We start from the raw sequence: 24,927 nt of genomic DNA, 5'->3' as shown, positions 1-24,927 counted from the left end.
CGGCCCTGGAGTGAACAGATGTCCAGCACCCGTGCCGCGCCCGCGCCGCCCGGCCGCCCACCCGCCCGCAAGCGCGGCCGTAACGGGGCAGCCGATCGGCGGATGAGCTGGCGCGACCGGCTGTACCGCTTCGACATGCGGTACATGCCGTACCTGATGATCGCGCCGTTCATCCTGCTCTTCCTCGTGTTCGGGCTGTTCCCGCTGCTGTTCAACGCGGTCGTGTCGCTGCGCAACTACCGCCTGGACGACCCGACGCTGCCGTACTGGGCCGGCACCGAGAACTTCAGCCGGCTGGTCGCCGACGAGGACTTCTGGAACGCCCTGACCAACACGTTCGGCATCTTCCTGCTCTCCACAGTGCCGCAACTGCTGCTCGCGCTGCTCGTCGCGTCGCTGCTCAACCGCAAACTGCGGGCGCAGACGTGGTGGCGGGTGGGTGTGCTGCTGCCGTACGTGACACCGATCGTGGCCTCGACGATGGTGTTCAGCGTCTTCTTCTCCCGCGACTTCGGCATGGCGAACTGGGCGCTCGGCCTGCTCGGCATCGGCGGCCCGGACGACCCGATCGACTGGCGGGCGGACAAGCTGCACGCCTGGATCGCCATCGCCACCATGGTCAACTGGAAGTGGATCGGCTACAACGCGCTGCTCTACCTGGCCGCCATGCAGTCCATCCCGCGCGACGTGTACGAGGCCGCCGCGATCGACGGCGCCGGGCAGTGGAAGCAGCTCTGGCGGATCACCGTCCCGATGATCCAGCCGGTGGTCCTGTTCACCGTCATCCTGTCCACCATCGGCGGGTTGCAGCTGTTCACCGAGCCGATGCTGTTCGACCCGAACGCGCAGGCGGCGACCGGCGGGCCGGACGGTGAGTGGCAGACCATCGCCCAGCTCATCTACAAGGTCGGCTGGAAGGACCTCAACCTCGGGTACGCCGCCGCGATGTCCTGGGCGCTGTTCCTGATCATCCTGGTCGTGGCCGGCGTCAACTACCTGCTGACCAACCGACTCTCCGGAGGCCGCCGGTGACGACGCGACGCGTGGTGGCCCGGGCCCCACAGGACACCCCGGCCGGACTGGGGACCTACCTGCTGCTCGCGGTGAGCATGCTGTTCGCCGCGTTCCCGCTCTACTGGATGTTCGTCATCGCCACCAGCGACGACGAGGCGCTGGCGAAGCTACCGCCCGCGGTGATCCCCGGCGACCGCTTCTTCACGAACGTCGACGAGGTCTTCTCCCTCCAGGACGTCTACTTCGCCGCGTCGCTCGTCAACAGCGTCATCGTCTCCGCCGTCGTGACCGCCTCGGTGCTGTTCTTCTGCTCGCTGGCCGGCTTCGCCTTCGCCAAGCTGCGCTTCCGGGGCAGCCGCGCGCTGATGCTGTTCGTGGTGCTCACGCTCACCGTGCCCAACCAGCTCGGCATCGTGGCGCTCTACATCGTGATGGGCAAGCTCGGCTGGAACGGCACGCTGCTCGCGGTCATCGCGCCCGGCCTGGTCACCGCGTTCGGCGTGTTCTACATGCGGCAGTTCATCGTGAACACCGTCCCGGACGAGCTGATCGAGTCGGCCCGGGTCGACGGCGCCACGACCATGCGGGTGTACGCGACGATCGTGCTGCCCGCGATCCGTCCGGCCCTGGCGGTGCTCGGCCTGCTCACGTTCGTGGCCACCTGGAACGACTTCCAGTGGCCGTTGATCACGCTCAGCGGCACCGACTACCCGACGTCGATGGTGGCGGTCTCCGACCTCGCCAGCGGCAACTACGTGATCTACCGGCGGGTGCTCGCCGGCGCGTTCATCGCGACCGTCCCCCTGCTGGTCATGCTGTTCATCGGTGGACGTCAGATCGTCCGCGGAATCATGGAAGGCGCGGTGAAGTCGTGAGCCGTCGAACGCTGCTGCACGAGGGGTGGACGCTGCGGGCCGAGCCCGGCCCGGCGGTGCCGCCGGAGTTCGCCGGGACGGCGGTGCCGGCCACCGTGCCCGGCTGTGTGCACACCGACCTGCTCGCGGCGGGCCTCATCCCCGACCCGTACCGGGACGACAACGAGAACCGCCTCACCTGGATCGGCCGCACCGACTGGGTCTACGAGACCACGTTCGCCGGGCAGCCCGGCGACGAGGACCGCATCGATCTGGTCTGCGCCGGTCTCGACACGGTCGCCACCGTGACGCTCAACGGCGTCGAGGTCGGCCGCACCGAGAACCAGCACCGCTCGTACCGCTTCGACGTCCGCGCGCTGCTGCGCCCGGACCGCAACACCCTGGCCGTACGCTTCGACTCCCCGTACCGGTACGCCGAGGCGCACCGGGACCGGCTCGGTGACCGGCCGAACGCCTATCCGGAGCCGTTCCCCTTCATCCGCAAGACCGCCTGCAACTTCGGCTGGGACTGGGGACCGACGCTCGTCACCGCCGGCATCTGGCAGGAGATCGGCCTGCACGCCTGGTCCACCGCCCGGCTCGCGTCGGTCCGGCCGCTCGTCACGGTGGTCGGCGGCACCGGCCGGGTGGAGCTGCACGCGCGGGTCGAGCGGGCCGGCGACGAGCCGCTGACCGTCCGCGCCGCCGTCGCCGGGGTCGCCGCCGAGGTCGCCGTACCGGCGGGGGAGCGGACCGCCGTCGTGACGCTCACCGTCGCGGACCCCGCGCTGTGGTGGCCCATCGGGTACGGCGACCAGCCGCGCTACGACCTCGACGTGAGCCTGCACGGCGCCGACGGCCGGGAGCTGGACGCCGCGTCCCGCCGGGTCGGGTTCCGTTCGGTACGGCTGGACACCACGCCCGACGCCCACGGCACCCCGTTCGCGCTGCACGTCAACGACGTCCCGGTGTTCGTCAGGGGCGTCAACTGGATCCCCGACGACGCGTTCCCCAACCGGGTCACCCGCGACCGCCTCGCGCAGCGGTTCGGCCAGGCGGCCGGGGCGAACGTCAACCTGCTGCGCGTCTGGGGCGGCGGCCGGTACGAGTCCGACGACTTCTACGACCTCGCCGACGAGATGGGCCTGCTGGTGCAGCAGGACTTCCTGTTCGCCTGCGCGGCGTACCCGGAGGAGGAACCGTTCCGCACCGAGGTCGAGGCGGAGGCGCGGGAGCAGGTGACCCGCCTCGCCGGGCACCCGTCGCTGGTGCTCTGGACCGGCAACAACGAGAACATCTGGGGCTGGCACGACTGGGACTGGCAGGAACCCCTGGCCGGGCGCACCTGGGGACGCGGCTACTACCTTGACCTGCTGCCGGGGATCGTCGGCGAGTTGGACACGACCGTCCCGTACTGGCCGGGTAGCCCCTGGTCCGGCAGCGAGGAGCTTCACCCCAACGACCCGGCGCACGGCACCACGCACATCTGGGACGTGTGGAACACCGACGACTACACCCGTTACCGGGACTACGTGCCCCGCTTCGTCGCCGAGTTCGGCTACCAGGCGCCGCCGGCGCACGCGACGCTGCGCCGGGCCCTCTCCGACGACCCGCTCGCGCCCGACTCGCCGGGCATGGCGCACCACCAGAAGGCCGCCGACGGGGACCGCAAGCTCCGGCGCGGGCTGGACGCGCACCTGCCGCCGCCGGGCGACTTCGACGACTGGCACTACCTCACCCAGCTCAACCAGGCCCGCGCCATCCAGCTCGGCGTGGAGCACTTCCGCTCGCACCGGCCGGTCTGCACCGGCACCGTCGTGTGGCAGCTGAACGACTGCTGGCCGGTCACGTCCTGGTCGGCGATCGATGGCGACGGGCGCCGCAAACCCCTGTGGTACGCGCTGCGCCGCGCCTACGCCGACCGGCTGCTGACGGTGCAGCCGCGCGACGGCGGGCCGGCGCTGGTGGCGGTGAACGAAACCGCCGACGCGTGGCGCGGGCCGGCCACCGTCACCCGGCTGGCCCTCACCGGGGAGCCGAGGGCGAAGACCTCGGTCCACCTCGACGTCCCCGCGTACTCCTCGGTCGTGGTGGAACTGCCGGCGGAGGTGGCGCGGCCGGACGACGGCCGCGCGGAACTGCTCGTCGCGGACGCCGGGGACGCAGCGGAGCGCGCGCTGTGGTTCTTCGCCGAGGACCGCGACGTGCGGTGGCCGGCGGCGCAGTGGGACGCGGCGGTCGAGCCGACCGGCGGCGGCCGGCGCGTCCGGGTGACCGCGCGGACGGTGCTGCGTGACCTGACGCTGTTCCCGGACCGCCTCGATCCGGCCGCGCAGGTGGACCGGGCCCTGGTGACGCTGCTGCCGGGGGAGAGCGTCGTCTTCACGGTGAGCACCACGTGCCCGCTGGATGCCGAGGCGCTCACCTCCCGGCCGGTGCTGCGCTGCGTCAACGACCTGGCCTGAGATGGACGCCCGCCATCTCCGTCGATTTGAAGATTTCTGCAAGTGCTAAAGTCTTCAGAGTCGTCGGAGGGGTGAGTCGTGTCGGTGCCGCTGTACCAGGCCAAGGCGGAGCTGTTCCGGACCCTCGGGCACCCCGTGCGCATCCGGGTGCTCGAACTGCTCCAGGACGGGCCCAAACCGGTCCGCGACCTGCTCGCCGCCATCGACGTGGAGGCGTCCAACCTCTCCCAGCAGCTCGCCGTGCTGCGCCGCGCCGGCATGGTCACCTCGTACCGAGACGGCCCCCTGGTCATGTACGCGCTCAGCACCCCCGACGTCGCCGACCTGCTCGCCGCCGGCCGGCGCATCCTCGGCGCGGTCCTCACCGACCGGGACGCCCTGCTGGACGAGCTGCGGGCCTCGGGGACGGACCGGTGAGCGCGGCGGCTACCGTTCGCGCCGGTGACGTCGTCCGGCGGGCGGGCCGGCTGTTCGGCGGGCTGCTGCCGGGCCGGGCCGACTGGGCAGCGGTGCGCCGCTCGCCCCGGCGCGATCTGCTCGCCGGGCTCACCGTCGCGGTGGTGGCGCTGCCCCTGGCGCTCGCCTTCGGCGTCACCTCCGGGCTCGGCGCGCAGGCCGGCCTGGTCACCGCCGTCGTCGCCGGGGCCGTCGCGGCGGTCTTCGGTGGCTCCAACCTCCAGGTCTCCGGCCCCACCGGGGCGATGACAGTCGTGCTGGTGCCGGTGGTGCAGCAGTTCGGCGCCGGAGGCGTGCTGATGGTCGGCGCGCTGGCCGGGCTGATCCTGATCGCGCTCGCCCTCGCCCGCCTGGGCCGGTACGTCCGCTACCTGCCGGCCCCGGTGATCGAGGGCTTCACCGCCGGCATCGCCGTGGTCATCGCGCTGCAACAGGTGCCGGCCGCGCTCGGCGTCGCCGAGGCGCACGGCGAGAAGGTGTGGGCGGTCGCAGCCGACGCGGTCGCCCGGTTCGCCGCGCATCCCCGGCCCGCCGCGATCGCCGTGGCGCTCGGCGTGGCGGCACTCATGCTGCTCGGCGGCCGGTGGCGGCCCGCCGTGCCGTTCTCCCTGGTCGGCGTGGCCGCCGCGACTGTTGTCGCCGAGCTGGCCCCGATCGACCTGGCCCGGATCGGTGAGCTGCCGCAGGGTCTGCCCGCGCCGTCGCTGAGCTTCCTGGATCTCGGCGCGCTGGGCGTCCTGCTGCCCAGCGCCCTGGCCGTGGCCGCGCTCGCCGCCCTGGAGAGCCTGCTCTCCGCGACGGTGGCGGACGGCATGACTGTCGGCGAGCGGCACGACCCGGACCGGGAACTGTTCGGCCAGGGCCTGGCCAACCTCGCCTCCCCGGTCTTCGGCGGCATCCCGGCGACCGCCGCCATCGCCCGTACCGCGGTGAACGTCCGCGCCGGGGCGTCCTCGAAACTCGCCGCGCTCACCCATGCGGTAGCCCTCGCCGCGATCGTGCTCGCCGCCGCCCCGCTCGTCGGCCGCATCCCGCTGGCCGCCCTGGCCGGGGTGCTGCTCGCCACCACGATACGGATGGTGGAGGCGGCCTCCCTGCTGGCGCTGATGCGGGCCACCCGGGCCGACGCGGTGGTGCTGGTGCTGACGTTCGCCGTCACTGTCATCTGGGATCTGGTGACAGCGGTGGTCGTCGGGCTCGCCGTGGCTGCCGTCCTGGCGCTGCGCGCGGTGGCCCGCAGCGCCAAGCTCGAACAGGTGCCGCTGGACACCGGCGAGCACAGCGCCGAGGAGCACGCGCTGCTCGCCGAGCACATCGTGGCGTACCGGCTGGACGGGCCGCTGTTCTTCGCCGCCGCGCACACGTTCCTGCTGGAGCTGGCCGAGGTGGCCGACGTGCGGGTGGTGATCCTGCGGATGTCCCGCGTCTCCACCGTCGACGCCACCGGCGCCCAGGTGCTCGGCGACGCCATCGCCCGGCTGCGTGCCCGGGGGATCACGGTGCTGCTCTCCGGCATCACCCCGGGCCACGACCAGGTGCTCAGCGCCCTCGGCGTCGCCGACGAACTGCGCCGTGAGGGCCTGGTGTTCGCGGACACCCCGGCCGCCATCAGGTACGCCCGGGGTGTCGCCCTCGCCGCGAGCCCGGCCTAGGCTTTCGTCACCCCGGCGTCCACCTTCACCTCCTCCTTCCGCACGCCGAAGACGATCAGGTAGCCGAGGATCCACACCTCGCCCACGGTGGCGGGAACCACCAGCAGGTCACCGGCGATGCCGGCGCCGGGGGCGAGGTACGCGACGAACGTCATGAGCACGTAGCCGACACCACCGGCGACGAGGACCCAGCCCAGCGGCCGGGGCATCCAGCCGGACCGGAGCACGCACCAGCCCATCGGCACGAGCCAGAGGCCGAAGAAGAGGCCGCCCACCTCCCACAGGTTCCCGCTGACCAGGTAGAGCAGCTGGACGGTGTCCGCGTCGCCCGGCCCGCCGGTCGCGACCCGCAAAGCTGTCCCGAGGACGGCGGCGCTGCCGAGGATCGCGACCGCGTTGACGAGCCCGAAGGCGGCGATGCTGCCCGCGGCGGTGCCGTCGACGGTACGGAACAGGCGGTGGAACCAGACGGCGGTGAGCGCCTGGGTGAGCACGACGAGCAGTTCGAGGGCGATGCCGGCGCGGGCCAGCGACTCGTGGGCCACCAGGTTGGCGAGCGTCGCGCCCGCGTCGTCAGCGTCGAAGATCATGGGCCGGACGGTGAGGAACCCCAGGGCGCCGGTGACGGCGAGCCCGAGGTAGAACAGCCCGGTCACGCGGGCGGTACGGATCAGCTGGTGCATGGCGGCTCCTTCGGGGGTGATCGACGTGCCCGTGGCGGGGGCTGCCTTACGTCGTAAGGCCAACCATACGTTGTAAGGTCAAGGGGAGATGGAGAGCCGGATGGGAGCGAGGAAGCCACGGGAGCCGCTCAGCCGCGAGCGAGCCCTGGCCAGCGCGATCGCCCTCGTCGACGCCGAAGGGATGGCGGCGCTCACGATGCGCCGGCTCGCCGCCGAACTCGGCGTCGAGGCGATGTCGCTCTACCACCACCTACCCGGCAAGGCCGGGCTGCTCGACGGCCTCGTGGACGCCGTCGCCGCCGAGATCACCGAAGCCGCCGAGCGAGCCGAGGCGGACGCGCCCGGCGGCGACTGGCGTACCCGGCTGCGACTGCGCTTCCTCGCCGCGCGCGCGGTCATGCTGCGGCACCCGTGGGCGCCCGCGCTGCTCAGCTCCCGCCCGACCGTCCCCGCCGGGGTGTACGCCTACTACGACGGCATCCTCGCCACCCTCGTCGACGGCGGATTCTCGTACCGGATCGCCCACCGGGCGCTGCACGCCTTCGGCAGCCTGGCGCTCGGCTTCGCCCAGGAGGTGTTCCGGCCGGACGCGGGCGGGGAGGCGGACGCGGAGGCAGCGGAGGCCGAGATGGTGGCGCTGGCCGAACGGCTGCCGCACCTGGCCGCGATGGTCGCCGCCGAGACGCACGACGCGGCGGATCCGACGCTCGGATGGTGCGACTCCCAGACCGAGTTCGAGTTCACCCTCGACCTGCTCTTCGACGGCCTGGAACGACACCTGCCGGGTTCGGGCGGCGCCCGGCGGGTACCAGGACGGCATGACTGATCCGGTTGAGCTGTCCGAACTGCACGCCGGAGGCGCCGACCCCGACGACGTCACCCCGGAGGACCCGCACGCGGACCTGGACGGGACCGACGAGAACTCACCGGCGGAGTTCGGCCTGCCGATAGACGGCACCGCCCCGGCCGAGGAGGACCCCGCCCAGTCCTGACGCGCCGCTGCGCCGTGAGTGGAACGTCATGGGTGTCTACGGCACCGTTTGACACCCATGGCGTTCCACCCGACGGCTGTTAAGGCTGCGGGCGCTAGTTGGGCAGGGCGGCGAGGCCGGCCAGCAGTTCCCACCGCTCGGCCTCGGTGAGCGCCGCGTACGCCGGCGCGTCGCGGCGGTCGGTGTCCGCCTCGATCGCCGCGCGTTGCGGGCCGTCCGGCAGCGCGCGGATCTCGTCGGCGGTCAGCCCGGCGGCCCGCCACGCGGCCCGGTGCGCGTCGGCGCGGTGGTGGCGCAGCGAGCCCAGCCGGGTGACCAGCAGCAGCGCCGGGGAGGCGCCCTCCGGCTCGTACGGCGGGGACATCGCCCGGAACACCGGCCCGCCGGTGGCCTGCGCGTGTGCCAGCACCCGGCCGACCAGGTCGGCGAGGCGGGGCACGATGCTCAGGCCGGGCAGCACTCCAGGCAGCGTCGACCACAGTTCCTCGGCGGCCTCACCGGTGGCCCGCTGGGCGAACAGCGTCAGCTCGCGCCCCAGGTCGGTGAGGTGCCAGGCGCCCTCGGCGTCCCGGACGACGACGCCCTGCGCCAGCTCCTCGTCCATGCTGCCGGAGGTGTAGATCAGGCCGTCGGCAAGCGCCTCGGCGGGCATCGGCCGGGCCAGCACGCCGGAGAAGAAGCTGTTCTCCGCGCCGAGTGTGCAGCCCCGTTCGGCGTAGAAGGTCTCCATCCGGGCGCGTGCTCCCCACCGGGCGCCTACGTACGCCCGGTCGATCGCCGGCCGGACCAGTCGCGCATAGCTCACCGTCGTCTCCACGCCGCCGGACGTTACCGGCGCGCGGGTGTTAAGAAGGGCCCCCTCCTCTACCGGAGGCGTTAAGAAGGGGCCCTTCCTTACGTCACTCCGGGACGCGGCGGTAGGCGCCGTCGCTGGCCGAGGTCGCCATCGACGCGTACGCGCGCAGCGCCGCCGACACCGGACGCTGACGGTCGACAGGGGTGTACGGGCGGTCCCGCTTCTCCTCGGCCACCCGGCGCGCCTCCAGCTCGTCGGCGGGCACGTTCAGCTCGATCGACCGGCCCGGGATGTCGATGACGATCTCGTCGCCGTCGCGGACCAGCGCGATCAGTCCACCGGAGGCCGCCTCCGGGGAGACGTGCCCGATGGACAGGCCGGAGGTGCCGCCGGAGAACCGGCCGTCGGTCAGCAGCGCGCAGGAGCGGCCCAGCCCACGGCCCTTGAGGAACGACGTGGGGTAGAGCATCTCCTGCATGCCGGGGCCGCCCTTCGGGCCCTCGTACCGGATCACCACGACGTCCCCGGCGACGATCTCCTTGGCGAGGATCGCGGTCACCGCGTCGTCCTGCGACTCGTAGACCTTGGCCGGGCCGCGGAACGTCAGGCACTCCTCGGGCACACCGGCGGTCTTCACCACGCAGCCGGCCGGCGCGAGGTTGCCGTGCAGGATGGCCAGGCCGCCGTCCGCGCTGTACGCGTGCTCCCGGTCCCGGATGCAGCCGCCGGCCGCGTCGGTGTCCAGCGACGACCAGCGGTTGGCGGTGGAGAACGGCTCGGTGGTCCGCACGCCGCCCGGGGCGGCGTGGAACAGTTCGACCGCCTCGCGCGTGGCCGAGCCGCCCCGGACGTCCCAGTCGGCCAGCCACGTGTCGAGGTTGGGGGAGTGCACCGCGCGCACGTCGCGGTGCAGCAGCCCGGCGCGGTCCAGTTCGCCGAGGATGGCGGGGATGCCGCCGGCCCGGTGCACGTCCTCCATGTGGTAGTTCGGCGAGTTCGGGGCGACCTTGGCCAGGCACGGCACCCGCCGGGAGATCGCGTCGATGTCGGCGACGCCGAAGTCCAGCTCCGCCTCGCGGGCGGCGGCGAGCAGGTGCAGCACCGTGTTGGTGGAGCCGCCCATGGCCACGTCGAGGGCGATCGCGTTCTCGAACGCCTCCCGGCCGGCGATCGAGCGCGGCAGCACCGAGGCGTCGTCGTTCTCGTACCACTGCTTGGCGATCTCCACGACGGTGCGTCCGGCCTCGACGAACAGCGACCGCCGCGCGGCGTGGGTGGCGAGCGTCGACCCGTTGCCGGGCAGCGCCAGGCCGATGGCCTCGGTGAGGCAGTTCATCGAGTTGGCGGTGAACATGCCGGAGCAGGAGCCGCAGGTGGGGCACGCGGAGCGCTCGATCTCGCCGAGCTGGTCGTCGGTGACCGCCTCGTTCGAGGAGGCGATCATGGCGTCGATCAGGTCGATCTTGGAGTGCACCACGCCCTCGATCGCCACCGTCTTGCCGGCCTCCATCGGGCCGCCGGAGACGAAGACGGTCGGGATGTTGAGCCGCAGCGCGGCCAGGAGCATCCCCGGGGTGATCTTGTCGCAGTTGGAGATGCAGACCAGGGCGTCCGCGCAGTGCGCGTTGACCATGTACTCCACCGCGTCGGCGATCAGCTCCCGGCTGGGCAGCGAGTAGAGCATGCCGCCGTGGCCCATGGCGATGCCGTCGTCCACGGCGATCGTGTTGAACTCCCGGCCGACGCCGCCGGCCTCGGCCACCGCGTCGGCGACCAGGCCACCGAGGTCCTTGAGGTGGACGTGACCGGGTACGAACTGGGTGAAACTGTTCGCGATGGCGACGATCGGCTTGCCGAAGTCGTCGTCGGTCATCCCGGTGGCCCGCCAGAGGGCCCGGGCGCCGGCCATCGTCCGACCGTGGGTGGAGGTCCTCGACCGCAGCTCAGGCATGACAACCAGTCTGACACCATTCGCGCGGCAACCCCGCCGCGCGCACCCTGTGTCCCAACAGTTGCACACCCGGTGCCCCACGAGAGGCACTCATCCGGCAGAGTTGACGCGTGCAGTCGTCCCCGGGGATGGTCTCCGTCGCGGTGGTGAGCGGGATCGCCGCGACCGGCGCCGCCGTGCTGCTCGCCGCGTCGGTGCGGCGCCGCACCGGCCCCCGCCGTCCGGCACACCTGCTGCTCGCGGTCGCCGCCGGTGCCGCCCTGTTCAGCCTCCTGGTCGGTCTCGGCGGCCTGCTCGCCGCCGGTGACCACTGGGCGCACCGGCAGGGCCAGCGGACCGGATGGGCGGTCCTCGTCTCCGTCGGTACGACGCTCGCCGCGCTCGGCCTCGGCGCCGCCGTCCTGCGGCTGCCCGGCGCCGCCGCGACCCGTGCGGCCACCGCCCGGCTGCTGCTCGACGGCCTGATCATGGGCAGCGCGCTCTGGTTCGTCGGCTGGGTGGCGTTCAGCGAGCCGACTCGGCTGCTCGGCGACGCCACCCCGGTGGCCTGCCTGCCGATCGTGCTGGCCACCGTGAGCGCGGCGCTCACCACCGGGCTCACGATGATCGTCGTGCTGCGGGTCGCGCCGCCGCGCGGGTGGCTGACGCTGCTCGCCGCCGGCGCGATAGCGGTGACGGCCGGCGGGCTGGCCGTGTCCGCCGGGCTCTGCCAGGCCGGCCCGGGCATGGTGCTCACCGGCGCGGTGCTGACCGCCGCCGGGCTGCTGGCCACCGCCGTGGCCGGGCGCCGGGCCGACCTCACGCAGCTCGACGTCGACTTCATCCGCCGCGACGGCGAGTACGCCTTCGTGCCGATGTTCGCCATGGCGGCCTCCGCGATGTACCACCTGGTGCAGGGTGGCGGGTTCGACGGGTACGCCATCGTGGCCGGCACCGTCGAGGGGTTCGCCCTGGTCACCCGGCAGTACCTGGCGCTGAACGACGTCCGCGGCTACGCGATCCGGCTCGCCGAGCGGGAGGCGCACTTCCGCGAGCTGGCGCACACCGACCCGCTGACCGGGCTGGCGAACCGGCGCGGACTGCTGCGTGCCCTGCACCGCAGCGCCGAGGCGGGCGGGCCGTGCGTCCTGCTCGGGCTCGACCTGGACGGCTTCAAGAACGTCAACGACATGCGCGGGCACGACGTCGGCGACGCGGTGCTGATCGAGGTGGGGCGGCGGCTGCGGGGCAACCTGCGGCCGGGCGACCTGGCCGCCCGGCTCGGCGGTGACGAGTTCGCGGTGCTGATGCACGGGACGGCCGACCCCGGCCCGGTCGCCGACCGCCTGCTCGGGGTGCTCGGCCGCCCGTACGAGCAGGGGGACGGGCCGGTCTTCCTGTCGGTGAGCATCGGGGTGGCCGCCGGGCAGGGGGAGCAGGACGTCGAACTGCTGCTGCGCAACGCCGACCTGGCGCTGCGCTACGCCAAGCAGCGGGGCAAGAACCGGATCGAGCGCTACGACGCCACGTACGACCAGTTGCTGAGCCGGCGGACCCGGATGGAGCACGAGCTGCGCGGCGCGATCGAGCGCGACGAGCTGCGGCTGGTCTTCCAGCCGGTGGCCTCGCTGCCGTCGGTGCGGCCGGTCGGCGCGGAGGCGCTGCTGCGCTGGCGGCACCCGGAGCTGGGCAACGTCCGGCCGGACGAGTTCATCCCGCTCGCCGAGGAGTGCGGGATGATCGCCAAGCTCGGCGCGTGGGTGTTGCACCAGGCCTGCTTCCAGCTCTCCCGCTGGCTGGCCGACGGGCACGACGTCTGGGTGTCGGTGAACGTGTCGCCGCGCGAGCTGCACGCCCCCGAGTACGTGGTCCAGGTCGCCGACGCGCTGCGCGCGCACCACGTGCCGCCGCAGCGGCTGGTGCTGGAGGTCACCGAGCACGCTGTCGCCACCGACCTGGACGAGCTGATCCGGCGGCTCACCGCGCTGCGGCTGACCGGCGTCCGGATCGCGCTCGACGACTTCGGCGCCGGCTACTCGTCGCTCGGTCAGCTCCGGCGGCTGCCGATCGACATCCTCAAGATCGACCACAGTCTGGTCGCCGAGCACGAGCCGGTCCGGCCGGTCGGGCGGGACGGCCCGGCGTTCGCCCCGATGGTCGACATCGTCATGCGCCTGGGCCACCAGCTCGGGCTCGAGGTGATCGCCGAGGGCGTCACCAACCCGACCGAGCTGGCCGCCGTGGTCGCCGCCGGTTGCCGGTTCGGGCAGGGCGCGCTGTTCGGCTGGGGCGTACCGGCCGAGCACCTGGAGGCGATGCTGGAGGCGGCCACCGCGCCCGGCAACCGGCACACCGCGATGCCGCCGGTGCCGCCGCCCGCCCCGGTTCGCGCCCCCTCGCCGCTGCTGCCCCGGCTGCGCAACAGTCCGCCAGCCGCGGTGCCCGCGCAGCGTCCCCCGTTGGAGGGATCTTCGCAGGTGGCGCCGGGCGCGGAGGGGGTCCCGGTGGTCGACACGCCCACGTCCGTGAACCAAAATGTGGGATCAGTTGACTCATCGCGTGAGATGCGTCAGGCTTAGCCGCATGTCGTCGAACCGGTCGCCGCGAGTACTTACCTGAGCGCACTCTCCCACCGAGAGTGCGCTGGCCCCGTGCATCCTGCACGTGGGCTTTTTTGTTGCCGTCGGACCATCGCCGGGACCTCGCCGTCCCATCCTGAGAAGCGCGTCACCCACTCACTTCCGAAGGCTTGAACCGCCATGACGAGACCCACGCCAGAGACCCTCGCCCACTCCGCCCGCCGTGCCCGTTCCGGCACCGGCGCGGCCGGTGACTCCGACCCCGCCGCCCGCTCCGGCCGTACCGTTCCGGCGGCCGCCACCACCGAGACGCCCGTACGGGAGCCCGCCACCGCGCAGGTCTCGGGCGCCGGTTCGCTCGTGCGGTCGCTCGAGGCGCTCGGCGTCGACGTGGTCTTCGGCATTCCGGGCGGCGCGATCCTGCCCGCCTACGACCCGCTCTACGACTCCACGGTCCGGCACATCCTGGTCCGGCACGAGCAGGGCGCCGGGCACGCGGCCACCGGCTACGCGCAGGCCACCGGTCGGGTCGGTGTGTGCATCGCCACCTCCGGTCCCGGCGCGACGAACCTGGTGACGCCGATCGCCGACGCGTACATGGACTCGGTCCCGATGGTGGCGATCACCGGGCAGGTGGCCCGGCCGTCGATCGGCACGGACGCCTTCCAGGAGGCGGACATCCAGGGCATCACGCTGCCGATCACCAAGCACAACTTCCTGGTGCAGACCGCCGACGAGATCCCCCGCGTGCTTGCCGAGGCGTTCCACCTGGCCGCGACCGGCCGCCCCGGCCCGGTGCTCGTCGACATCCCCAAGGACGTGCTCCAGGCGCCGGCGACCTTCTCCTGGCCGCCCACGCTCGACCTGCCCGGCTACCGGCCCACGCTGCACCCGCACGGCAAGCAGATTCGCGAGGCGGCCCGGCTGATGACCTCGGCCCGTCGCCCGGTCCTCTACGTCGGCGGCGGCGTGCTCAAGGCCGGCGCCACCGAGGGGCTGCGCAAGCTGGCCGAGCAGACCGGCATCCCGGTGGTCACCACGCTGATGGCGCTGGGCGCGTTCCCCGACTCGCACCGCCAGCACCTGGGCATGCCCGGCATGCACGGCACCGTCGCCGCGGTCTACGGCCTGCAGAAGGCCGACCTGATCGTGGCGCTGGGCGCCCGCTTCGACGACCGGGTGACCGGCCGGCTCGACTCGTTCGCGCCGGACGCGACAGTGGTGCACGCCGACATCGACCCGGCCGAGATCGGCAAGAACCGGCACGCCGACGTCCCGATCGTGGGCGACGCGCGGCACGTCATCGACGAGCTGATCGCGGCGGTCACCGCCGAGCAGGCCGCGCACCCGTCGGTGGACCTGACCGACTGGTGGGCCCAGCTCGACGACCTGCGCGAGCGCTACCCGCTCGGCTTCGAGGAGCCGGCCGACGGCACGCTCTCCCCGCAGTACGTGATCAAGCGGCTGGGCGAGATCGCCGGCCCGGACGCGGTCTACGTGGCGGGCGTCGGCCAGCACCAGATGTGGGCCAGCCAGTTCATCTCGTACGAGAAGCCGCACACCTGGCTCAACTCCGGTGGCCTGGGCACCATGGGCTACGCCGTCCCGGCCGCGATGGGAGCCAAGGTCGGCAAGCCGGACACCACGGTGTGGGCGGTCGACGGCGACGGCTGCTTCCAGATGACCAACCAGGAGCTGGCCACCTGCGCCCTGGAGGGCATCCCGATCAAGGTGGCCGTGATCAACAACGGCAACCTGGGCATGGTGCGGCAGTGGCAGACCCTGTTCTACGGGGAGCGCTACTCCAACACCGAGCTGGGCACCCACAAGCACCGCATCCCGGACTTCGTCAAGCTCGCCGAGGCCCTGGGCTGCGTCGGGCTGCGCTGCGAGAACGCCGCCGACGTGGACAAGACCATCGAGGCGGCCATGGCGATCAACGATGCGCCGGTGGTCATCGACTTCGTGGTGGGCAAGGACGCGATGGTCTGGCCGATGGTCGCCGCCGGCACCAGCAACGACGAGATCATGTTCGCGCGGGGCGTGCGTCCCGCCTTCGACGAGGACGAACTCTAGATGACTATGCACACGCTGTCCGTGCTCGTGGAGAACAAGCCGGGTGTCCTCGCCCGGGTCTCCGGGCTGTTCTCCCGGCGCGGGTTCAACATCGACAGCCTCGCCGTGGGCGAGACCGAGAACCCGGACGTCTCCCGCATCACCATCGTGGTCAACGCCGAGTCCTCACCGCTGGAGCAGGTGACCAAGCAGCTCAACAAGCTGGTCAACGTCCTCAAGATCGTGGAACTGGACCCGCAGGTGTCGGTGGCGCGGGAGCTGCTGCTGGTCAAGGTCCGCGCCGACCGCACGGCCCGCGCCCAGGTGCTGGAGACGGTCGGCCTGTTCCGCGCCCGGGTGGTCGACGTCGCGCCGGACACGCTGACCATCGAGGCCACCGGCACGCCGGACAAGCTCGACGCGCTGCTGCGCGACCTGGAGCCGTTCGGGATCAAGGAGATGGTCCAGTCCGGCACCGTGGCCATCGGGCGGGGTTCGCGGGCCATCACCGCCGGCCCGGCCCTGCGCGCCGCCTGATCCGTACCCACAAGTTTTTCGACGGGCCGACGGGCACCGCCGTACGAAAGGGAAGTCAATGAGCGTTGAGGTGTTCTACGACGACGACGCCGACCTGGGCCTGATCCAGGGCCGCAAGGTCGCCGTGATCGGGTACGGCAGCCAGGGCCACGCGCACGCGCTGTCGCTGCGCGACTCCGGCGTCGACGTGGTGATCGGCCTGCCCGCCGGGTCGAAGAGCCGGCCGAAGGCCGAGGAGCAGGGCCTGCGGGTGCTCACGCCCGCCGAGGCGGCGGCCGAGGCCGACGTGATCATGATCCTGGCCCCGGACACCGCCCAGCGGCACATCTACGCCGAGGCCATCGCGCCGAACCTGGCCGCGGGCAAGGCGCTGTTCTTCGGACACGGCTTCAACATCCGGTACGGCCTGATCAAGCCCCCGGCCGACGTGGACGTGGCGATGGTCGCCCCGAAGGGCCCCGGTCACCTGGTGCGCCGCCAGTACGTCGACGGCAAGGGCGTGCCCTGCCTGGTCGCCGTCGAGCAGGACGCCAGCGGCAACGCGTTCGGCCTGGCCCTGGCGTACGCCAAGGCGATCGGCGGCACCCGGGCCGGCGCGATCCGGACCACGTTCACCGAGGAGACCGAGACCGACCTGTTCGGCGAGCAGGCGGTGCTGTGCGGTGGCGCGGCGGCGCTGGTGCAGACCGGTTTCGAGGTGCTCACCGAGGCCGGTTACGCGCCCGAGGTGGCCTACTTCGAGTGCCTGCACGAGCTGAAGCTGATCGTCGACCTGATGTACGAGGGCGGCATCGCCCGGATGCGTTACAGCATCTCCGACACCGCCGAGTACGGCGACCTGTCCCGCGGCCCGCGCGTCATCGACTCCCGGGTCAAGGACGAGATGCGCAAGATCCTCGGCGAGATCCAGTCCGGCGAGTTCGCCCGCGAGTGGGTGGCCGAGGACGAGGCCGGCCGGCCGAACTTCGCCAAGTGGCAGGCCGAGGGCGCGGCGCACCCGATCGAGGAGACCGGGCAGAAGCTGCGCGGCATGATGAGCTGGGTCGACCGGCCGATCACCGAGACCGCCTGAGCCCTCCCCACGTGCGGCCCGCGACCCGACGCTCTCCCCGGCGTCGGGCCGCGGGCCGTCACGACGGATCGGAGCGACCGGCGCCGACCGTCTCCTGAACGGCCGCGACCTCGTCCCGGACCCGCTCCGCCTCGGCCCCGCGGTTCAGACGCGACAGCGTGAGCCCGAGGTTGCGCAGCGGGGTGAGCAGCTCCGCCCGGTCGATCCGGTCCGGGTCGGCGCGCAGCAGATCGAGGCACTCCCGGTAGATCCCCACCGCCTCCTCCAGCCGGTCGAGGGCGTGCATCCGGTTGCCCAGGTTGCACAGGGCCTCCGCCAACCCGAGCCGGCTCGCCACCGGGTCGACGCCGAACAGCTCGCGGCGCACTGTCACGCACTCGCGCAGCAGCTCGGCCGACCCGCGCGGGTCACCGGCCAGGTCCACCGCGCCCGCGAGCGTGAAGAGGCACCGCCCGAGCAGGTCCCGGTACGCCGGGTCGCCGCCGGCCAGCAACCGGGCCAGCTCGACCGCCTCCCGTCCGGCCGCCAGGCCGTCTCCGTCCGGCCCGGCGCCCCCGCCCGCCAGGCCGTCCTCCGCCGGTCCGTCCGGCGGCGCTGTCCCGCACCGGCCTGGTGCCTCCGCCGGCAAACCGCCGGAGCCCGTCGTCGGCTCGTCCACTGTCAGCGCGCAGCGGAGCAGCAGGGCGCGGGCGAGCCGGGGACGCCAGACCTCCGGCAGCCGCCCGGCGTTCTCCCGGCAGAGCGGAAGTAACTCGGCCAGCAGGACGTCGACCGCAGCCCGGTCTTCGGCCGCGGCCCGCAGCTCGAGCATGTCCAACAGGGCCCGGGCCAGCACGTCGTCGTGGCCGTTGCGGGCGAGCGCCGCCGCCTCGGTCAGGTGCGCGGCCGCGTCGTCCGGCCGGCCGGACCGGGCGGTGAGGTCGCCGAGGACGAGCAGCCCGTGTGCCAGCGCGGCCCCGGCGTGCGGCGTTCCGGCCGTCGCCGTCGCGCGCTGCCGGCCGACGGCCTGCTCCGCGAGCCGCACGGCCGCCTCCGGCTCGTCCAACTGCGCCCGGCACTCCGCTTCGATCAGCATGGCCCGGGCCAGCAGCGGTCGCCCCGACCGGGGCTGGACCCGGCTCCACAGCTCCACGTCGACGCGGGACTCCTTGATCAAATCGAGGGCCTCGCGTGCCGCACCGGTGGCCGCCAAGCCCTGGGCGAGGTCCGTCGCGGCGGACGCGCCGATGCCTGTCCACTGGATCCGCCGATAGGCGGAAAGCCCGCGATGCAGCTCCAGCGCCTCTCGCCGGACCGTGTTCGCCTCCTCCGTCCGGCCCAGCGACTCCTTGCCGTCACCGATCGCCAGCAGGGCCCGCGCCAACCGCATCCGCTCCGGCGGACGCAACGCCCCGCAGGCGCGCCAGGTCGCCCGGGCCCGCAGCGCCTGCCTGAGCGCCTCCCGCACCTCCCCGCACAGGTGGAGGTTCAGCGCGAGGAGCCCGCGGGCGGTGGCGAGCACCACCAGTTCCGACCGGTCGTCGGTGTCCTCGACGTACGCGATGGCCTCCCGGAGCTGGCCGATCGCCTCGGCGACGGGAACCGTGTCGGGCGCGGCGGCCCGGGCCACCAGCGCCCGGGCCAGGGCGACCCGGTGCTGGTCCGGCCGCTCGGCGGCCAGCCGCCGGCAGAGCGTGACCGCCTCCTCGGCCGCCGCCGTGCGCCGGGCGGTCGAGCCCGGCAGCCCGCTCACCATCTGGGACCGGGTGAGCAGGACCTCGGCCAACCGTGGCCCCCACCGGTGCGGGCCCAGCCGGACCATCGGCCGTAACAGCGCGATCCGGACCATTACCGACATCAGCGGCTCCCTCCCCGTGCGGGTGCTGCCTCCGTTGTACGGGGAGCCCGCCAGTCGCCGCGTCCGGTGAACAGGGGATGACAGGCGTGCGACGGGCCTGTGTGAGGGCCCTCACCCCGCACTCCGGGACACGCCGGGCGAGCAGCCACCTACCATCCTTGGTGTGGTGCCCGAGCGCACCCGACGGCCGTGGCACGGATCGGCGCAGGGCGCAGCGCGGCGTCCCGGCGCCCCAGGCCGAACCATTACCGAGCGTCTACGAGGACCGATGAATCCTGTCGTACTGATCGCCGAAGAACTCGCCCCCGCCGCCATCGAGGTGCTCGCGCACGACTTCGACGTGCGCCACGTGGACGGCACCGACCGCCCCGCTCTGCTCTCCGCCCTCTCCGAGGCCGACGCGGTGATCGTACGCAGCGCCACCCAGATCGACGCCGAGGCGATCGCCGCCGCGCCGCGGCTGAAGGTGGTCGCCCGGGCCGGCGTCGGGCTGGACAACGTCGAGGTGCCCGCCGCCACGGCACGTGGCGTCATGGTCGTCAACGCTCCCACCTCCAACATCGTCTCCGCCGCCGAGCAGGCCCTCGCGCTGCTGCTCGCCGTGGCCCGGAACACCGCCAGCGCCAGCGCCGCGCTCAAGGCGGGGGAGTGGAAGCGGTCCAAGTACACCGGCGTCGAGATCCAGGGCAAGACCGTGGGCGTGGTCGGCCTCGGCCGTATCGGCGTGCTCTTCGCGCAGCGCATCGCCGCGTTCGGCACCCGGCTGATCGCGTACGACCCGTACATCCAGCCGGCCCGCGCCGCGCAGCTCGGTGTCCGCCTGGTCGGGCTGGAGGAGCTGCTGCGGGAGAGCGACTTCATCTCGATCCACCTGCCGAAGACGCCGGAGACGGTCGGCCTGATCGGCGAGAAGGAACTGGCGATCGTCAAGCCGGGCGTCCGGATCGTCAACGCGGCCCGGGGCGGTCTGGTCGACGAGCAGGCGCTCGCCGACGCGATCGCGGAGGGCCGGGTCGCCGGCGCCGGCGTCGACGTGTACGCCAAGGAACCGTGCACCTCCTCGCCGCTGTTCGCCTTCGACAACGTGGTGGCCACCCCGCACCTGGGCGCCTCCACGAACGAGGCGCAGGACAAGGCCGGCCTCGCGGTGGCCAAGAGCGTCAAGCTCGCGCTGCAGGGCGAGTTCGTCCCGGACGCGGTGAACGTGCAGGCCGGCGGCGTGGTCGCCGAGGACGTCCGCCCGCTCCTGCCGCTGGCCGAGAAGCTGGGCCGGGCGTTCACCGCCCTGGCCGGCGGGGTGGCCGCCAGCGTCACCGTCGAGGTGCGCGGCGAGATCGCCGCCCACGACGTGTCGGTGCTCAAGCTCGCCGCGACCAAGGGGCTGTTCAGCTCCGTGGTGGAGGAGCAGGTCACCTACGTCAACGCGCCGCACCTGGCGGCCGAGCGGGGTGTCGAGGTCACGCTCGCCACGCCGGGCGAGACGGTCGACCACCCGAACCTGGTGACCGTGCGCGGGGCGCTGCCGGACGGGCGCACCGTCCGCGTCTCCGGCACCGTGGCGCACACCGGCACCCGCGACGTGTTCAAGTTGACCGAGGTGGACGGTTTCGACGTGGAGATCGGCGCGGAGGGCATCCTGGTCTTCCTGCGCTACGCCGACCGGCCCGGCGTGGTCGGCACCGTCGGCACCCTGCTCGGCGAGGCCGGCGTCAACATCGCCGCCATGCAGGTGGCCCGCCGCGAGGCCGGTGGTGAGACGCTGATGACGCTCACCGTCGACCAGGCGCTCGGCGCCGACCTGCTCACCTCCGCGGCCGACTCGATCGGCGCGGTCGCGGCCAGCGCGGCCGACCTGCGCGACGAGTAGTCCGGACGCAGACGGATCGGGGCCCGGCCGCATCGGCCGGGCCCTTCGTCGTTCCGGTGGGTCAGGAACGGACGCGGGCCGGTGGCGGGTAGACCGAGCCGTCCTGCGCGTCGAAGAGCATCAGGTCGTGCTCGCCGGCCAGCCGCTCGATGTCCAGCAGGACCTGATCCGGGCAGGTCGGATGCAGGTTCATCTCGATGTGGTCGGCGGCCGTGTGCAACGGCGCCACCTCCCACGGCGTATCCGGCCGGGCCGGACGGTCCGGGTAGCTCGCGGTGATCGCCCGGTAGAAGGCGACGAGTCGCGGATCGGGGTGCTGCTCGCTGTGCCAGCCCTCGCGGCACTGCTGCACGGCCGCCCGCACCTGCTCCGGTGTCGCCCCGTTCGGCAGGGCCCACACGCTCAGATCGAAACTCACGGCGGACAGCGTGCCATCCCGGGCCGGGCCCGTCACCTCTGCCCCACCGTGCGTTCACCGCTGATTGCCGACATCGTTCCCGCGACGTCCGCTGTGGAGACTCTTGCCTCGAGTTGCGTCGATTCGCTAGCGTACCGATGCGGTTTCCGCTGAGTCGATCCCCGGCCCGTCTTCGGGTGGCGCGGTCGGGCGCCCGGCCCCTCGGCCCGCACCCCTCGATTGCGCGAGCCACGCGCACTCGTCGCTGACCGGCCCTCACGGTCGTTGCCGAGACCGTGGGGGCCGATCGCGCTCCGCGCCAGACAGCAGATCAGCGCCGGTGGTGCGCGAACAGGGGGCGGTAGTCCGCGTCGTGGCGGAACCAGGCCAGCCCGGCCGGTCCGGCGGCGTACAGGGCGGTGGCGTAGGCGTCGGCGACTGCCAGGTTCGGCCCGAGCACGGTGGCGGCCACCAGCCGGTCGGTCGGCTCCCCGGTGTGCGGGTCGACGACGTGCCCGCGGCGGCCGGTGACGCCGGAGGTGCCGACCGAGCCCGTGGTCATCTCCAGCACGACGGGCGTGCGCCGGGTGTCGGTGGGGTGGTGCACCGCGACGCGCCACGGCCCGCCGTGCGCCGCGTGTCCGCGTACCGTCAGGTCGGCGCCGGTGAGCACGGCGTAGTCGTGGATGCCGGCGGCGCGCAACCGCGCCGCGGCCCGCTCCACCGCCCAGCCGCCGAGCAGGCCGCCCGGGTCGAAGCCGCCGGGCACCGCCCAGGCGTCGAACCAGCCGTCGGTCGCCGCCCGCATCGCGGCGCAGAGGTCGACCAGGTCGGCCAGCGGGGGGTACGAGTCGGGGCTGATCTCGTCGCGGCGCAGCCGGGACACGAGGCTGTCCGGCCGGTTCGGGCCGTAGGTGAGGTCGACGGCGCGCAGCTCGGCGACGGCGTCACGCAGCGCCTCGCTCACCGCCCGGTGGCCGAACCACTCCGGCGCGTTGAGCAGCAGGGTGTAGTCGGCGGTCGAGGTGGTCACCGTGTGCCGGACGCTGATCCGGCCGGAGGTCGCGGTGCCGGCCCGCTCGACGCGGTGGTTGGCGCCCAGGTGCAGGTCCGGCCGGAGCGGGCGGAACGCGGACTGGTCGATCCAACGGGTACGTGGTTGTTCGTCCGCCCAGTGGGCCCGCCGGTGCTCGATCCGCATGACACCTGCCCCCTCGGTGGTCGCCGCCGCGTCGCGGCGGTGCCGGATTCCGGGCCCCCGTCGACCCGTGACCCCGACCCTAAGCAGTGGAGATGACCGCACCATGAGTGTCGGCTGGGAGCCTCCTGTGATTCACCGTCCCGGATGTTGGAAGATTCGTACCGGGGGCCGGGACGGCGACGTACGGTTGCGCCTAACGACGAGACGAGGAGCCTCAGGTGGCACACATCGCGGTGGTGGCCGGCGACGGCATCGGACCCGAGGTGGTCGCGCAGGCCCGCAAGGTCCTCGACGCGGTGGTGCCCGGGATCGAGGCCACCGAGTACGACCTGGGCGCGGCGCGCTATCACCGCACCGGCGAGGTGCTGCCCGACTCCGTCCTCGACGAGCTGGCCGGTCACGACGCGATCCTGCTCGGCGCGGTGGGCGACCCGACGGTGCCGCCGGGCGTGCTGGAGCGCGGCCTGCTGCTCAAGCTGCGGTTCGCCTTCGACCAGTACGTCAACCTGCGCCCGTCCCGGCTCTGGCCCGGCGTCGCCGGCCCGCTCGCCGCGGTCAAGCCCGGCGAGGTCGACCTCGTCGTGGTCCGCGAGGGCACCGAGGGGCTGTACGCGGGCGCCGGTGGCGCGCTGCACCGGGACACCCCGGCCGAGGTGGCCACCGAGGAGAGCCTGAACACCCGGCACGGCGTCGAGCGGGTGATCCGCGACGCGTTCACCCGCGCCGGCCGCCGGGAGCGGCGCAAGGTCACGCTCGTGCACAAGACCAACGTGCTCACGCACGCCGGGTCGCTCTGGGCGCGCGCCTTCGCCGCGGTGGCCGCCGAGCACCCGGACGTGACCACGGAGTACCAGCACATCGACGCCGCCGCGATGTTCCTGGTGACGAACCCGTCCCGGTACGACGTGGTGGTCACCGACAACCTGTTCGGCGACATCCTCACCGACATCGCCGCCGCCGTGACCGGTGGCATCGGGCTCGCGGCCAGCGGCTGCATCAACCCCGAGGGGCGCTACCCGTCGATGTTCGAGCCGGTGCACGGCTCGGCGCCGGACATCGCCGGCCAGGGCGTCGCCGACCCGGTCGCCGCGGTGCTGTCCGCCGCGCTGCTGCTGGACCAGCTCGGCCACGCCGACGCCGCCGCCCGGGTCACCGCCGCGGTCGGCACCGAGCTGGCCGCGCGTACGCCGGGGGCGCCGCTGCGCACCGAGGAGGTCGGCGACCGGCTCGCCGCCTACGCCGTACCCTGACCGGGCCGACCTTCCTGGCGGCCCGGTACCGGGCCGCCAGACCCGTCACCGGGCCCACCCGACCGTCCGGCGCGTCGCTTCCGCCGGGGCGGAGCTATCCGCTGAACGACCGTTCGGGGTAAGTTTTCTGGCACCAGTGACGTCGGCGTGCGATCCCGCATGCCGTCAACCCGCAGGGAGGTCAGCGCGATGAGCGGTGGTGACATGCTCGATTTCGAGATCCGTCCGAATCCCGCGCCGGTATCCGCCGCCGACCGGGCCGCCCTGCTGGCGAACCCGGGCTTCGGCCGGGTGTTCACCGATCACATGGTCACCATCCGCTACGCCGAGGGCAAGGGCTGGTACGACGCCCGCCTGGAGGCACGCGCGCCGATCCCGATGGACCCGGCCGCGGCCGTGCTGCACTACGCGCAGGAGATCTTCGAGGGGCTGAAGGCGTACCGCACCGGTGACGCGGTGACGATGTTCCGCCCGGAGGCCAACGCGGCCCGGTTCAACGCGTCCGCCCGCCGGCTGGCCATGCCGGAGCTGCCGGGGGAGACGTTCGTGGAGTCGCTGCGCCGCCTGGTCGAGATCGACCAGGCGTGGATTCCCGAGCACGAGGACGCCAGCCTCTACCTGCGTCCGTTCATGTTCGCCAGCGAGGTCTTCCTCGGGGTGCGCCCGGCCAACGAATACCTCTACTGCGTCATCGCCTCGCCCGCCGGGGCGTACTTCGCCGGTGGCGTGAAGCCGGTGACGGTCTGGGTCTCGCCGGACTACACCCGGGCCGCGCCCGGCGGCACCGGCGCGGCCAAGTGCGGCGGCAACTACGCCGCCTCGCTCGCCGCGCAGGCCGAGGCGATCGAGGCCGGCTGCGACCAGGTGGTGTTCCTGGACGCGGTGCAGCGGCGGTACGTCGACGAGCTGGGCGGCATGAACGTCTTCTTCGTCTACGACGACGGCAGCATCGTCACCCCGCCGCTGGGCGGCACGATCCTGCCGGGCATCACCCGCGACGCGATCCTCACCCTCGCCGCCGAGGCCGGGCACGAGGTGCGGGAGGCGCCGGTCAGCTTCGACGACTGGCGGGCCGACGCGGCGAGCGGCCGGCTGCGCGAGGTGTTCGCCTGCGGCACCGCCGCCGTGATCACCCCGATCGGCGGCGTGCGCTTCCCCGACGGCGAGTTCCTCGTGGGCGGCGGCGAGCCGGGCCGGGCCACGATGGCGTTGCGGCAGAAGCTCGTCGACATCCAGCGCGGCCGCGCCGCCGACCCGCACGGCTGGGTCACCCGGGTCCTCTGACGGCCC

The 24,927-nt window shown here is 73.1% G+C and carries 20 protein-coding genes; 14 read left to right on the top strand and 6 right to left on the bottom strand.

Annotation, left to right across the window (positions count from 1 at the left end; translation table 11 throughout):
- Window positions 1-18 precede the first annotated feature (18 nt).
- From O7604_RS03115 to O7604_RS03095, 5 genes are all read left to right on the top strand, one after another.
- On the top strand, window positions 19-1,032 hold the full coding sequence (locus tag O7604_RS03115; protein ID WP_281578801.1) for a sugar ABC transporter permease: 1,014 nt from the start codon (window positions 19-21) through the stop codon (window positions 1,030-1,032).
- Entirely contained in the window at window positions 1,029-1,889 is an 861-nt protein-coding gene (locus O7604_RS03110) for a carbohydrate ABC transporter permease (RefSeq protein WP_281578800.1), read from the top strand. Before O7604_RS03115 ends, O7604_RS03110 begins: the two co-directional genes overlap by 4 nt.
- Complete coding sequence (locus O7604_RS03105) at window positions 1,886-4,333, top strand: glycoside hydrolase family 2 protein (RefSeq protein WP_281578799.1); 2,448 nt, start codon at window positions 1,886-1,888, stop codon at window positions 4,331-4,333. Before O7604_RS03110 ends, O7604_RS03105 begins: the two co-directional genes overlap by 4 nt.
- A 78-nt stretch (window positions 4,334-4,411) precedes the next feature.
- Window positions 4,412-4,750, top strand: coding sequence for a metalloregulator ArsR/SmtB family transcription factor (locus O7604_RS03100; protein ID WP_013284484.1), 339 nt, complete (start codon window positions 4,412-4,414; stop codon window positions 4,748-4,750).
- A gap of 50 nt (window positions 4,751-4,800) precedes the next feature.
- The gene (locus O7604_RS03095; RefSeq protein ID WP_281580031.1) at window positions 4,801-6,441 is read left to right on the top strand and encodes a SulP family inorganic anion transporter; all 1,641 of its coding nucleotides are present in this window, start codon (window positions 4,801-4,803) and stop codon (window positions 6,439-6,441) included.
- Here the strand turns inward: O7604_RS03095 and O7604_RS03090 are convergent.
- On the bottom strand, window positions 6,438-7,124 hold the full coding sequence (locus O7604_RS03090) for a DUF4386 domain-containing protein (protein ID WP_281578798.1): 687 nt from the start codon (window positions 7,122-7,124) through the stop codon (window positions 6,438-6,440). The genes O7604_RS03095 and O7604_RS03090 overlap by 4 nt on opposite strands.
- Before the next feature lie 88 nt (window positions 7,125-7,212).
- Here O7604_RS03090 and O7604_RS03085 point away from each other — a divergent pair, with 88 nt between their 5' ends.
- Together O7604_RS03085 and O7604_RS03080 are read left to right on the top strand one after the other, a co-directional pair.
- Window positions 7,213-7,950 (top strand): TetR/AcrR family transcriptional regulator C-terminal domain-containing protein, encoded by a 738-nt coding sequence (locus O7604_RS03085; RefSeq protein WP_281578797.1) that lies wholly within the window; start codon window positions 7,213-7,215, stop codon window positions 7,948-7,950.
- A complete protein-coding gene (locus O7604_RS03080; protein WP_269701611.1) occupies window positions 7,943-8,116 on the top strand; it encodes a hypothetical protein in 174 nt (57 codons plus the stop codon). Before O7604_RS03085 ends, O7604_RS03080 begins: the two co-directional genes overlap by 8 nt.
- 94 nt (window positions 8,117-8,210) lie before the next feature.
- On the opposite strand, the gene O7604_RS03075 is transcribed toward O7604_RS03080, so the two are convergent.
- The gene (locus tag O7604_RS03075) at window positions 8,211-8,921 is read right to left on the bottom strand and encodes a hypothetical protein (RefSeq protein ID WP_281578796.1); all 711 of its coding nucleotides are present in this window, start codon (window positions 8,919-8,921) and stop codon (window positions 8,211-8,213) included.
- Window positions 8,922-9,015: 94 nt separating this feature from the next.
- The gene (gene ilvD / locus O7604_RS03070; RefSeq protein ID WP_281578795.1) at window positions 9,016-10,863 is read right to left on the bottom strand and encodes a dihydroxy-acid dehydratase; all 1,848 of its coding nucleotides are present in this window, start codon (window positions 10,861-10,863) and stop codon (window positions 9,016-9,018) included.
- Between the two features lie 110 nt (window positions 10,864-10,973).
- Here ilvD and O7604_RS03065 point away from each other — a divergent pair, with 110 nt between their 5' ends.
- The 4 genes from O7604_RS03065 to ilvC all read left to right on the top strand — a co-directional run bounded on the left by O7604_RS03065 (window position 10,974) and on the right by ilvC (window position 17,085).
- Complete coding sequence (locus O7604_RS03065) at window positions 10,974-13,421, top strand: bifunctional diguanylate cyclase/phosphodiesterase (RefSeq protein ID WP_281578794.1); 2,448 nt, start codon at window positions 10,974-10,976, stop codon at window positions 13,419-13,421.
- 180 nt (window positions 13,422-13,601) lie between these two features.
- Window positions 13,602-15,497, top strand: a complete 1,896-nt coding sequence (locus O7604_RS03060; protein ID WP_281578793.1) for an acetolactate synthase large subunit — start codon at window positions 13,602-13,604, stop codon at window positions 15,495-15,497.
- Complete coding sequence (ilvN, locus tag O7604_RS03055) at window positions 15,498-16,013, top strand: acetolactate synthase small subunit (protein WP_018786257.1); 516 nt, start codon at window positions 15,498-15,500, stop codon at window positions 16,011-16,013.
- A 58-nt stretch (window positions 16,014-16,071) separates the two neighbouring features.
- The gene (ilvC, locus tag O7604_RS03050) at window positions 16,072-17,085 is read left to right on the top strand and encodes a ketol-acid reductoisomerase (protein WP_269701606.1); all 1,014 of its coding nucleotides are present in this window, start codon (window positions 16,072-16,074) and stop codon (window positions 17,083-17,085) included.
- A 58-nt stretch (window positions 17,086-17,143) separates the two neighbouring features.
- On the opposite strand, the gene O7604_RS03045 is transcribed toward ilvC, so the two are convergent.
- Window positions 17,144-18,922, bottom strand: a complete 1,779-nt coding sequence (locus O7604_RS03045; protein WP_281578792.1) for a tetratricopeptide repeat protein — start codon at window positions 18,920-18,922, stop codon at window positions 17,144-17,146.
- Window positions 18,923-19,190: 268 nt separating this feature from the next.
- Here O7604_RS03045 and serA point away from each other — a divergent pair, with 268 nt between their 5' ends.
- The gene (serA, locus tag O7604_RS03040; RefSeq protein WP_269701603.1) at window positions 19,191-20,789 is read left to right on the top strand and encodes a phosphoglycerate dehydrogenase; all 1,599 of its coding nucleotides are present in this window, start codon (window positions 19,191-19,193) and stop codon (window positions 20,787-20,789) included.
- 61 nt (window positions 20,790-20,850) lie between these two features.
- On the opposite strand, the gene O7604_RS03035 is transcribed toward serA, so the two are convergent.
- Both O7604_RS03035 and O7604_RS03030 read right to left on the bottom strand, forming a co-directional pair.
- Entirely contained in the window at window positions 20,851-21,207 is a 357-nt protein-coding gene (locus O7604_RS03035) for a hypothetical protein (protein WP_269701601.1), read from the bottom strand.
- 310 nt (window positions 21,208-21,517) lie between these two features.
- Window positions 21,518-22,387, bottom strand: coding sequence for an FAD:protein FMN transferase (locus O7604_RS03030; RefSeq protein ID WP_281578791.1), 870 nt, complete (start codon window positions 22,385-22,387; stop codon window positions 21,518-21,520).
- A 218-nt stretch (window positions 22,388-22,605) separates the two neighbouring features.
- Between O7604_RS03030 and O7604_RS03025 the strand changes: the two genes are divergently transcribed.
- A complete protein-coding gene (locus tag O7604_RS03025) occupies window positions 22,606-23,637 on the top strand; it encodes a 3-isopropylmalate dehydrogenase (protein ID WP_281578790.1) in 1,032 nt (343 codons plus the stop codon).
- Window positions 23,638-23,826: 189 nt separating this feature from the next.
- The gene (locus tag O7604_RS03020; RefSeq protein ID WP_269701596.1) at window positions 23,827-24,921 is read left to right on the top strand and encodes a branched-chain amino acid aminotransferase; all 1,095 of its coding nucleotides are present in this window, start codon (window positions 23,827-23,829) and stop codon (window positions 24,919-24,921) included.
- Window positions 24,922-24,927: the final 6 nt, after the last annotated feature.

The sequence above is a fragment of the Micromonospora sp. WMMA1947 genome (genome assembly GCF_027497355.1).
GTDB lineage: Bacteria > Actinomycetota > Actinomycetes > Mycobacteriales > Micromonosporaceae > Micromonospora.
This window is presented reverse-complemented; position numbering and strand designations above follow the sequence as displayed.

Coding starts and splice junctions, on each gene's coding strand:
- O7604_RS03080 (WP_269701611.1), top strand. CDS start 7,943: ATGACTGATCCGGTTGAGCTGTCCGAACTGCACGCCGGAGGCGCCGAC.
- O7604_RS03085 (WP_281578797.1), top strand. CDS start 7,213: ATGGAGAGCCGGATGGGAGCGAGGAAGCCACGGGAGCCGCTCAGCCGC.
- ilvN (WP_018786257.1), top strand. CDS start 15,498: ATGACTATGCACACGCTGTCCGTGCTCGTGGAGAACAAGCCGGGTGTC.
- ilvD (WP_281578795.1), bottom strand. CDS start 10,863: ATGCCTGAGCTGCGGTCGAGGACCTCCACCCACGGTCGGACGATGGCC.
- ilvC (WP_269701606.1), top strand. CDS start 16,072: ATGAGCGTTGAGGTGTTCTACGACGACGACGCCGACCTGGGCCTGATC.
- O7604_RS03115 (WP_281578801.1), top strand. CDS start 19: ATGTCCAGCACCCGTGCCGCGCCCGCGCCGCCCGGCCGCCCACCCGCC.
- O7604_RS03045 (WP_281578792.1), bottom strand. CDS start 18,922: ATGTCGGTAATGGTCCGGATCGCGCTGTTACGGCCGATGGTCCGGCTG.
- serA (WP_269701603.1), top strand. CDS start 19,191: ATGAATCCTGTCGTACTGATCGCCGAAGAACTCGCCCCCGCCGCCATC.
- O7604_RS03090 (WP_281578798.1), bottom strand. CDS start 7,124: ATGCACCAGCTGATCCGTACCGCCCGCGTGACCGGGCTGTTCTACCTC.
- O7604_RS03060 (WP_281578793.1), top strand. CDS start 13,602: ATGACGAGACCCACGCCAGAGACCCTCGCCCACTCCGCCCGCCGTGCC.
- O7604_RS03020 (WP_269701596.1), top strand. CDS start 23,827: ATGAGCGGTGGTGACATGCTCGATTTCGAGATCCGTCCGAATCCCGCG.
- O7604_RS03030 (WP_281578791.1), bottom strand. CDS start 22,387: ATGCGGATCGAGCACCGGCGGGCCCACTGGGCGGACGAACAACCACGT.